This window comes from Pseudoxanthomonas sp. GW2, from assembly GCF_000283075.1.
GTDB lineage: Bacteria > Pseudomonadota > Gammaproteobacteria > Xanthomonadales > Xanthomonadaceae > Pseudoxanthomonas.
The window spans coordinates 1-8,927 of the sequence record NZ_ALIP01000093.1; the positions used below are offsets into that span (position 1 = coordinate 1).

12 protein-coding genes are annotated in these 8,927 nt (G+C 73.6%); 7 read left to right on the forward strand and 5 right to left on the reverse strand.

The window, feature by feature from the left end; genetic code table 11:
• Positions 1-862 (reverse strand): PAS domain-containing protein (locus B351_RS16365; protein ID WP_039731139.1); only part of this gene is annotated, 862 nt, incomplete at its 3' end.
• A gap of 167 nt (positions 863-1,029) precedes the next feature.
• On the opposite strand from B351_RS16365, the gene B351_RS0106810 reads away from it, so the two are divergent.
• Entirely contained in the window at positions 1,030-1,953 is a 924-nt protein-coding gene (locus B351_RS0106810) for a hypothetical protein (protein ID WP_019398297.1), read from the forward strand.
• A 14-nt stretch (positions 1,954-1,967) separates the two neighbouring features.
• On the opposite strand, the gene B351_RS0106815 is transcribed toward B351_RS0106810, so the two are convergent.
• Positions 1,968-2,210: a DUF3297 family protein gene (locus B351_RS0106815; protein ID WP_019398298.1), complete on the reverse strand. Its 243-nt coding sequence runs from the start codon at positions 2,208-2,210 to the stop codon at positions 1,968-1,970.
• Between the two features lie 113 nt (positions 2,211-2,323).
• On the opposite strand from B351_RS0106815, the gene B351_RS0106820 reads away from it, so the two are divergent.
• From B351_RS0106820 to B351_RS0106845, 6 genes are all read left to right on the forward strand, one after another.
• Positions 2,324-2,878, forward strand: a complete 555-nt coding sequence (locus B351_RS0106820; protein ID WP_019398299.1) for a YaeQ family protein — start codon at positions 2,324-2,326, stop codon at positions 2,876-2,878.
• Positions 2,878-4,080, forward strand: coding sequence for an NAD(P)/FAD-dependent oxidoreductase (locus B351_RS0106825; protein WP_019398300.1), 1,203 nt, complete (start codon positions 2,878-2,880; stop codon positions 4,078-4,080). Before B351_RS0106820 ends, B351_RS0106825 begins: the two co-directional genes overlap by 1 nt.
• A 160-nt stretch (positions 4,081-4,240) precedes the next feature.
• The gene (locus tag B351_RS0106830) at positions 4,241-4,546 is read left to right on the forward strand and encodes a hypothetical protein (protein WP_026010454.1); all 306 of its coding nucleotides are present in this window, start codon (positions 4,241-4,243) and stop codon (positions 4,544-4,546) included.
• A gap of 169 nt (positions 4,547-4,715) precedes the next feature.
• Positions 4,716-6,005: a histidine kinase gene (locus tag B351_RS0106835; RefSeq protein ID WP_019398302.1), complete on the forward strand. Its 1,290-nt coding sequence runs from the start codon at positions 4,716-4,718 to the stop codon at positions 6,003-6,005.
• Positions 5,998-6,765: a LytTR family DNA-binding domain-containing protein gene (locus B351_RS0106840; protein ID WP_026010455.1), complete on the forward strand. Its 768-nt coding sequence runs from the start codon at positions 5,998-6,000 to the stop codon at positions 6,763-6,765. The genes B351_RS0106835 and B351_RS0106840 overlap by 8 nt, the downstream gene beginning before the upstream one ends.
• Positions 6,766-6,798: 33 nt before the next feature.
• Entirely contained in the window at positions 6,799-7,161 is a 363-nt protein-coding gene (locus B351_RS0106845) for a hypothetical protein (protein ID WP_019398304.1), read from the forward strand.
• 3 nt (positions 7,162-7,164) lie between these two features.
• Here B351_RS0106845 and B351_RS0106850 read toward each other — a convergent pair whose 3' ends face one another.
• The 3 genes from B351_RS0106850 to msrB form a co-directional block, all read right to left on the reverse strand.
• A complete protein-coding gene (locus B351_RS0106850) occupies positions 7,165-7,923 on the reverse strand; it encodes a hypothetical protein (RefSeq protein WP_019398305.1) in 759 nt (252 codons plus the stop codon).
• 73 nt (positions 7,924-7,996) lie between these two features.
• Entirely contained in the window at positions 7,997-8,371 is a 375-nt protein-coding gene (locus tag B351_RS0106855; protein WP_019398306.1) for a YciI family protein, read from the reverse strand.
• Positions 8,372-8,405: 34 nt separating this feature from the next.
• Positions 8,406-8,870, reverse strand: a complete 465-nt coding sequence (msrB, locus tag B351_RS0106860) for a peptide-methionine (R)-S-oxide reductase MsrB (RefSeq protein WP_019398307.1) — start codon at positions 8,868-8,870, stop codon at positions 8,406-8,408.
• Positions 8,871-8,927: the final 57 nt, after the last annotated feature.

An 8,927-nucleotide genomic window follows, 5' to 3' on the forward strand; every position in this document is an offset into this window, starting at 1 on the left:
TGTCCATGCCCCCCAGCACCAGCCCGCCGATGCTGCCGTCCTGGTCGGTGAACGGCTGGAACACGAAGTCCAGGTAGTGCTCCTGCGGCGCGCCGTGCTCCGGTTCGGCGACGAAGCGCGCGTCCTGCTCGGCGTGCGGGCGGCCGCTGCGGTAGACCTCGTCCAGCACCGGCATCCAGCCCTGGTGCACCACCTCCGGCAGCGCCTCGGCCACGGTGCGGCCGACCAGGTCGTCGCGCCCGACCAGGCGCAGGTAGGCGGCATTGGCGAACTCGAAGCGGTGCTCCGGCCCGCGCAGCATGGCCATGAACGCCGGCGCCTGGTCGAACATGCGCGCCAGGCGTGCGCGTTCGTCGGCCAGCCGGCGCTGGGTCAGCACCCGCCGGGTGGTCTCGTGGGTGATGCAGAGCATGGCCACGACCCGGCCGTCGGCCTGGCGCACCGGGCTGTAGGTGAAGGTCCACCAGGTGTCCTCGGGCACGCCATTGCGCTCCATGCGCAGGTACATGTCCTCGACCCAGGTGGCGGTGCCGGACATGGCCATCTCCGCCATCCCGCGCACGTCGTCCCATAGCTCGTGCCAGACCTCGCGCAGCGGCCGGCCCAGGGCGGTGGGCTCCTTGACCCCCAGCACCGGGACGTAGGCGTCGTTGTAGAACAGCAACAGGTCCGGGCCCCAGCCCAGGCACATGGCGAAGCGCGAGCCGAGCATCATCGACAGCGAGGTCTTCAGTTCGGTCGGCCAGGACTGCGGCGGGCCCAGCGGATGCGCGGACCAGTCGTGCATCGCCACCCGGCGGGCCACGTGGCCCCCGTCGCGCAGGAATTCGGTGCCGGGGACCAGGAGCTGCTCGAGGGGCATCGCGCGCGCGGGGCAGGGGAGGGTGGGACGGATGCTGGCATATCGCGCGTGGGCGGCGTGATCACGCGCCCGGCCTGTCCGACCGGTGGCTGAGCGGGCGCGCCGGCCGGGGGAACCGGCGGCCGCGCGCACGGTCTGCTGCTGTCCCCGCCCGCATTCCTTCCCGCTTGCACGAGTCCCCCGCCAGGCAGCTGCTGCCCCATGCCGTGGCCGCGGTACTGACCGCGGCGCTGCTGGCGCTGGGCGCGTGGCTGCTGCTGTGGAGCGCGCGGCCGCGGCTGGAGCCGGGGGCGCCGCTGGAGCGGCTGCAGCTGCGCCTCGTCCCGCGCGCGGTGCTGCCGTCCCTGCCGCCGCAGGACGCCGCGAGGCCGGGCCCGCAGTCGGCCGCGGGCACGACCGCGACCGGGCCGCGGCAGCCCGCCGCACCTGTACCGGCCTCCGGCGCCGCGCCTGCCCGGCAGATCGACCTGTACGACGCCGATGGCCGCATCCACCTGCCCGAGGGCACGGTGGCGCGGGTGCCGGTACCCGGACAGGACCCGCTGCAGCCCCCCAATCCGGTGGACTACCGCGGCACCCGCTTCGGCGACGACTGGATCAGCGACGGCGACATCGCCGACGTGGCCGGGCAGGCCATCGCCCGCGCCCAGGGCAAGATCGCCCGGGCCCTGCTGGGCAAGGAGATCCAGCATGCGCAGGCACGGCGACCGCCGCAGGTGGCGTTCAACCCGGCCCGCCACGAACGCCCTGCCGACCTGGGCAGCGAGGCCACCGGCGATGCCTGGCGCGCCGCGCCGATCAGTGCCGAGCCCGCGCCGGGCCTGGACGGCAGCGCCAGCCGCAGCCTGCGCGAGCAGGTGGCGCAGCTGGAGCGCGAGCATCCGCGCTGCCCGCGCGAACGCATGGAGAAGCTGCTGGAACCGCTGCGCGAGGCGCTGGCCCGGCTGCAGTCGGTGGAGCACGCGATGGCCAGGGGCGCCGACCCGGTGCGCGCGCAGCACCAGCTGCCGTCCACGGCCGACAGCGCCTGGGACCAGGGCCGGCGCGCGCTGTGGCATGCGCGCCGGCAGCTGCAGGATTGCCGCGGCTGAGGCGGCGGCGCGGCCTAGCCTTGCGCCAGGTAGTAGGGCTCGACCACGCCCTTGATCTTGATCGTCATCGGGTTGCCGCGGCGGTCGCGCGAGCGGCCCACCTGCACCCGGATCCAGCCCTCGCTCACCGAGTATTCCTCGACGTTGTCGCGCTCCTCGCCGTTGAAGCGCACGCCCACGCCGCGGTTGAGCGCTTCGGCGTCGTAATAGGGGCTGCGCGGGTCGAGGGCCAGGCGGTCGGGAGGCGTATCGGTCATCTTCGGGAAGCTGTCGTGCGTGCCGGAGCCGCCGGCGCGGTGGGTGAAGGATACCGCGGGGCGCGTATCATGCGCCTCCCGCGGCGCCCCCGCCGCCGCACCGGAGACTTGGCATGGCGCTCAAGGCCACCGTGGTCCGCGTGGACCTGCAGATCAGCGACATGGACCGCCACTACTACGCCGCCCATTCGCTGACCCTGGCCCAGCATCCGTCCGAGACCGGGGAGCGGCTGATGGTGCGGGTGCTGGCCTTCGCCCTGCATGCGCAGGATCGGCTGGAGTTCGGCCGCGGCCTGAGCACGGACGAGGACCCGGACCTGTGGCTGCGCGACTACACCGGCGACGTGCAGCTGTGGATCGAGCTGGGCCAGCCGGACGAGTCGCGCGTGCGCAAGGCCTGCAACCGCGCCGCGCGGGTGGTGGTGCTCAACTACGGCGGCCGCGCCGCCGACCTGTGGTGGGAGCGCAACGCGGGCGCGCTTTCGCGCCACCACAACCTGGACGTGCTCGACCTGCCGCCGGCGCAGCTGGAACCGCTGGTGGCCATGTACGCGCGCGGCATGCGCCTTGACGTGCAGGTGCAGGACGGCGAGGTGCGGGTGCTGGACGAGCGCGGCGCCGAGGCGGTGCTGCAGCCGGTGCCGCGGATGCGCGCACGGGAAGGCTGATGGCCGCGGCGCCCGACCGCTACGACGCCATCGTCATCGGCGCCGGCGCCGCCGGGCTGATGTGCGCGCTCACCGCCGGCCAGCGCGGCCTGCGCGTGCTGGTGGTCGAGCATGCCAACAAGCCGGGCAAGAAGATCCTCATGTCCGGCGGCGGGCGCTGCAACTTCACCAACACCAACACCAGCCCGGCCAACTACCTCTCCGCCAACCCGCACTTCTGCAAGTCGGCGCTGGCGCGCTACACGCCCTGGCAGTTCATCGAGATGGTGGACCGCCACCGCGTCGCCTGGCACGAGAAGGCGCCTGGCCAGCTGTTCTGCGACGTGTCCTCCAAGCTGATCGTGCGGATGCTGCTGGACGAATGTGCCGCCGGCGGCGTGCAGTTGCTGACCCAGTGCAGCGTGGAGGCGGTCGAGCAGCCCGATGGCGGCGGCTTCCTGCTGCGCACCACCCAGGGGCGCTTCGCCGCGCCGGCGCTGGTGGTGGCCAGCGGCGGGCTGTCGATCCCGAGCATGGGCGCCACCGGCTTCGGCTACGAACTGGCGCGGCGCTTCGGCCACGCGGTGCTGCCCACCCGCGCCGGCCTGGTGCCGCTGACCCTGTCCGGCCGCCACCTGGAGCGGCTGGCCGACCTGTCCGGCGTGGCCCTGGAGGTGGAGGCACGCTGCAACGGCCGCAGCTTCCGCGAGGCCATGCTGTTCACCCACCGCGGCGTCAGCGGCCCGGCGATCCTGCAGATCTCCTCGTACTGGCAGCCGGGCGACGAGCTGCTGCTGGACCTGCTGCCCGGGCGCGACGCCCTGGAATGGCTGCAGGCGCAGCAGAAGCAGCGCCCGGACGCGGAGCTGAAGACCGTGCTGGCCGAGGCCCTGCCGCGGCGCTTCGCCCAGCGCCTGTGCGAGCTGTGGCTGCCGAACCGGCCGATGCGCCAGCTCGACGTGCCGCAGCTGCGCAAGGCCGCCGAAGTGCTGTCGGCCTGGCCGCTGGTGGCCAGCGGCACCGAGGGCTACCGCACCGCCGAGGTCACCCTGGGCGGCGTGGACACCCGCGAGGTGTCCTCCAGCACCATGGAGTCGCGCAAGGTGCCGGGCCTGCATTTCGTCGGCGAGGTGCTGGACGTCACCGGCTGGCTGGGCGGCTACAACTTCCAGTGGGCCTGGGCGTCCGGGCACGCGGCCGGGCAGGCGCTGGCCGCGGCGTGAGGGGGCGCAACGCGCGCCGGCGGCGGCGGCCGGCTTAAACGTTCAAGCACCCGCGTATTTCCTGCGCGCGGTTTCACCGCCGGGTGACGGCGGGGCTGGAAACCTCGAAGGCCACGGGAAGGCCCGGCGCGCGGGACGCGCCAGCAACAGGAACGCGACAATGCCCCAGGCACTACCGCCGGCGCGCCAGGCGGTCATGATCGACATCGACCGCGAACGCGACCACTGGCGCCAGCGCTACCAGTCGCTGCCCCGGGCCCGGGCCATGCGCAGCTTCGCCCGCTACTGGCCGGTGCTGTGCGCCGCCTACGACGTCTACCTCAACCACCCGCGCGCCGCTGCGGGCGAGCGCCTGGAGCTGTTCCTGCGCCGCGAGAGCGTGGCCATGAGCCTGCTCAGCGAGGCCGAGGCCAGCCAGGGGTTCGACCAGGTCTGGGAGCGCATCCGCGACGCCACCGCCGACTGAAGGCGCAGGCCGGCCGCGCATCCCGGCCGTGGATGCCGCCGGCCGGCGTGCCCGGCGCGCCCGCCGCCCCCGGTTTCGTCGCCCGATTCCCGGTTTCGTCGCATCCCCGGTTCCGTTCCCGGCGGCGGCCGCTATCCTCGCCCGCATCCTTCCAGCCCGCGGGCCCCACGTGTCCTCCAGCCTCTTCCTCGCGTTCCGCATCCTGTTCGCCTGGTGGGTCGCCATCTTCGTGGCCGGCTTCGTCTGGGCCGGGATGTTCGGCGGCGTCGGTGGTGTCTTCTGGCTGCTGGCGCTGCTGACCTTCGGCCTGGCGGTGCTGGGCGTGATCACCCACATCCGCCGGGTGCGCCTGCTCGCCGGGCGCCTGGACGCGGCGGTGCTGGCCAACCGCCAGCAGCGGCGGATCGAGCTGCCGCTGGACGCGGAGGCCGCCTTCGACCTGGTCGCCGACGCGATCCGCCAGCTGCCGCGGGTGGAGGACATGGAGCCGCTGCGCGGCAGCCTGCAGTTGCGCGCGCGGGTGCGCCGCTCGGACCCGTTCGGCGGCGCCCGGCCCTCGCGCTGGAACCTGCTGGCGCGCTTCGCCGTCACCCACGACCGGGTGCTGGCGACCGTGCACCCGGGCAGCGGCACGGTCGGCGTGACCGTGCTGTGCGAGCCGGACGCGGCGCACTGGGTCGACCTGTTCGCGCTGGACGAAGGCAGCAACTACGAGAACGCCGAGAGCCTGCTGCGCGCGCTGTCGCACCAGGTCGCGGCGCAGCGCCGCGAGGAGCGGGCGCGCGCCGAGCGCGAGGCCACCGACAACGCGCTCACCGTGGCCCGCCTGAACCTGCTGCAGGCCCAGGTCGAGCCGCACTTCCTCTACAACACCCTGGCCAACGCCCAGGTGCTGGCGCGCACCGACCCGCCGCGCGCCGAGCAGATGCTGGGCCACCTGATCCAGTACCTGCGCCACTCCCTGCCGCGCGAGCACGACACCCTGTCCACCCTGGGCGAGGAGCTGGCGCGCACCCGCGCCTACCTTGAGATCCTCAGGATCCGCATGGGCGCGCGCCTGCAGTTGCAGGTGGAGGTGCCGGACGCGCTCAAGCAGGTGCCGCTGCCGTCGATGATGCTGCAGACCCTGGTGGAGAACGCGATCAAGCACGGCCTGGAGCCCAAGCCCGGCGGCGGCACGGTGTGGATCCTGGCGCGCCGGACCGACGACCAGGTGGCCATCACCGTGGCCGACGACGGGTGCGGCTTCGGCAACGGCGCCAGCGCCGGCACCGGGATCGGCCTGAAGAACCTGCGCGAGCGCCTGCGCCTGACCTATGGCGACGCCGCCTCGTTCTCGATCGTGTCCAATTTCCCCAGCGGGGTGGCCGCGACCGTCGCGGTGCCGGCGCCGGAGGCGCCCGCCGCGCCGCCGCCGCTGCCCCCGTTCGCCCAGCCCGGAGGTGCCGGCCATGCCTGACTGCATCGTCGCCGAGGACGAGGAGCTGCTGCGCGCCTCGCTGGTGCAGGAGCTGGCGGCGGCCTGGCCGGAACTGCGGGTGGTGGCCGAGTGCGAGGACGGCGCCGCCGCGCTGGAAGCCATCGCCGCGCACCAGCCGGAGGTGGCCTTCCTCGACATCCGCATGCCGGGCCTGACCGGGATCCAGGTGGCCGCGGCGGTGGCCCAGTCCAGCCCGCGGACCCAGGTGGTGTTCGTCACCGCCTACGACCAGTACGCGATCGAGGCCTTCGAGAAGGGCGCGGTCGACTACCTGCTCAAGCCGGTCGCGCGCGAGCGGTTGCAGGCCACGGTGCAGCGGCTGCAGGCGCGCGCCGGCGGCGGCCCCGACCAGGCCACCCTCGACGCGTTGCTGCAGCACCTGGCGCGGCGCCCGCCGCCGCCCTCGGCGCCGCCCCCGCTGGCCTGGATCACCGCCAGCAACGGGCGCGAAACGCGGCTGATCATGCTCGAGGACGTGGCCTACTTCCGCGCCGACAACAAGTACACCGTGGTGGTGACCGCCGAGGGCGAGTCGCTGCTGCGCACCCCGCTGAAGGAACTGCTGGCGGTGCTGGACCCCAACCGCTTCCGCCAGATCCACCGCTCCACCATCGTCAACCTGGCGGCGGTGCTGTCGGTGGTGCGCGACGACAGCGGCAAGGGCCAGCTGCGCCTGCGCAACCGCAGCGAGACCCTGCCGGTGAGTGCGCCGTTCATGGCCCTGTTCCGCGGCATGTAGCCGCACCGGACCGGAAAGACCAAGGAGTGTCCCATGCACCTGCTGACCGCCCTGCTTGCGTGCCTGCTGTCGCTGTTCGGCGGCGACGGACCCGGCAGCCGCACCCGCATCGACTTCGCCCGCGCCGGCCAGGGCGTGCTGCTGAGCAAGACCACCCTGGCCGACGGGCTGGCGACCTTCCAGTGCCTGTCCAGCGGCAGCGGCGCCTGCCACTACCGCCTGTACCAGGAGATCTGCAAGGCCGCCGTCGGCGGCACCGCGCTGGAGCAGCACTGCAGCCGCCGCGAACTGGGGCGCTTCCAGCTGCATGTCGGCGCGCGCCGCCAGGTGGGCGGCCTGCCCGCGGACTTCGCCCAGTGCGTGGTCGCGGCCCAGGACGCGCCCGGGTGCGCCTGAGCCTCAGTGCGCCGTTGCGGCCAGCCGCCGCGCGCGCAGCCGCAACCAGGCGCTCTGCGCCGCCAGCAGCGCGGCCGCCAGCAGGGCCATCCGCGCGGTGGGGTCCGAGCCGGGCAGGGTGGATCCGGACTGCCGCACCCACATCGCCACCAGCCCCCACAACGCCGCCGCGGCATAGGCCAGGTTGCCGCGCATGCGCGCGTTGAACCACAGCAGCAGCGCGGTGGCCGCGGCCAGCAACAGCAGCGAGGACACCAACTGTGCCTGCGGGTGGATCCAGCCGAAGGCCAGCGCGGACTGGGCCAGGTTGAGGAACGCCGCCAGCGACAGCCAGCCGGCGTGCAGCGACAGCCCCAGCCAGGACCAGAGGTGCGCGCCGCCGTGCGGACCGGCATCGGACAGGCGCACCGCCACCCATAGCAGGCAGGCCAGCGCGGCGAAGATCACCAGCAGGCAGGCCGCGAACAGGCCCTGCGAGAACAGCGGCATCCACAGCGCGGTAAGCGCGAAGCCGGCGGCGGTGGCCGGGGCGACGCGCGCCAGCAGCGGGTCGTCGCGCCACCGCGCGCGCAGCTGGCGCAGGGCGTGCACCAGGTCCAGCGCGAACACCAGGCTCCAGATCGAGAACGCGTAGCCGGCGGCCACCAGCAGGGTCGGGTAGCGCGCGGAGACCTCGCCGTTGTCCGGACCGAACACGCCGCGCTGGGACAGGAACGCCACCACCGGCATCGCCAGCGCGGCAAGCAGGACCAGTATGCGCATCGCCTCGCGCCCGCGCCGAATGGAGATGGGCCGACGCTAGCGGGCGCGCGCGGGACGTGGCGTGAAGCCCGGCCTAGGCGCCGACGCGCACGCGCTCGGCGTCCAGGTCGCCCACCGGGCGCACCTCCATCGCGCCGTAGCGCGCCCACGGGAACTGCTTGGCCAGTTCCACCGCCTCCTCCAGGGAGTCGGCCTCGATCAGGTTGTAGCCGGCCAGCACTTCCTTGGTCTCGGCGAAGGGACCGTCGTACACCCGCGCGCGGCCCTCGCGTACCCGCACCGTGCGCGCGGTGGTCGGCGGCTCGAGCTTGTTGGCGCCCAGCAGCGTGCCCTTGCCGGCCAGGTCGTCGGCCTTGCGCACGCAGTCGCGCATGTGCGCGTCGTACTCCTCCTGCGACAGCTGTCCCAGCAGGGCCTGGTCGATGTACACCAGCAACAGGAACTTCATTGGCGTTCTCCGTGGAAGGTAGGGCGCGCGGCGCTCAGGGCGGCCCGGCTTCGGCGCCGCCGCGGCGCAGCGGGTCGGGCAGGGGTTGGCCGGCGTCGACGAAGCCCAGCGACACCGAGTTGAGGCAGTGGCGTTCGTAGGTCGGCGGCGGCCCGTCGGGGAACACGTGGCCCAGGTGGCCGCCGCAGCGGGCGCATACGATCTCGGTGCGGACCATGCCGTGGCTGGTATCGCGCACGCGGCGGATGTGGGCTTCGTCGTAGGGCGCGAAGAAGCTGGGCCAGCCGGTGCCGGAATCGAACTTGGCCGAGGAGCGGAACAGCGGCAACCCGCACAGCCGGCACACGTAGGTGCCCTCGCGCTTGTTGTCCAGGAACACGCCGCAGAACGGGCGCTCGGTGCCGTGCTGCAGCAGCACGTGGCGTTCCTCCGGCGACAGCGCGGCGGCCAGGGCCTGCAGCTGCTCCGGGTCGGGCGGGGTCAGGTCGAAACGGCTCATCGGCGGCTCCGGTGGCGGGCGTCCCAGCATGCACCAGGGCGGGCGGCGGGTGAACCG